Here is a 712-nt window from a genome sequence, read left to right on the forward strand (position 1 = left end):
AGACTACGCCTTTCGGCCTCGCCTTAGGGGTCGACTCACCCTGCCCCGATTAACGTTGGACAGGAACCCTTGGTCTTCCGGCGTGCGGGTTTTTCACCCGCATTATCGTTACTTATGTCAGCATTCGCACTTCTGATACCTCCAGCAACCCTCACAGGTCACCTTCGCAGGCTTACAGAACGCTCCCCTACCCAACAACACCTAAGTGTCGCTGCCGCAGCTTCGGTGCATGGTTTAGCCCCGTTACATCTTCCGCGCGGGCCGACTCGACCAGTGAGCTATTACGCTTTCTTTAAATGATGGCTGCTTCTAAGCCAACATCCTGGCTGTCTGGGCCTTCCCACATCGTTTCCCACTTAACCATGACTTTGGGACCTTAGCTGGCGGTCTGGGTTGTTTCCCTCTTCACGACGGACGTTAGCACCCGCCGTGTGTCTCCCGTGATAACATTCTTCGGTATTCGCAGTTTGCATCGAGTTGGTAAGCCGGGATGGCCCCCTAGTCGAAACAGTGCTCTACCCCCGAAGATGAGTTCACGAGGCGCTACCTAAATAGCTTTCGGGGAGAACCAGCTATCTCCCGGTTTGATTGGCCTTTCACCCCCAGCCACAAGTCATCCGCTAATTTTTCAACATTAGTCGGTTCGGTCCTCCAGTTAGTGTTACCCAACCTTCAACCTGCCCATGGCTAGATCCCCGGGTTTCGGGTCTAT

General features: G+C 54.4%; 1 rRNA gene. It reads right to left on the bottom strand.

The annotated features are described in order from the left end of the window. Window positions 1-712 (bottom strand): 23S ribosomal RNA (locus tag SB13_RS17565); the annotation flags it as partial.

The sequence above is a fragment of the Lonsdalea quercina subsp. quercina genome (genome assembly GCF_000688695.1).
Classification (GTDB): domain Bacteria; phylum Pseudomonadota; class Gammaproteobacteria; order Enterobacterales; family Enterobacteriaceae; genus Lonsdalea; species Lonsdalea quercina_D.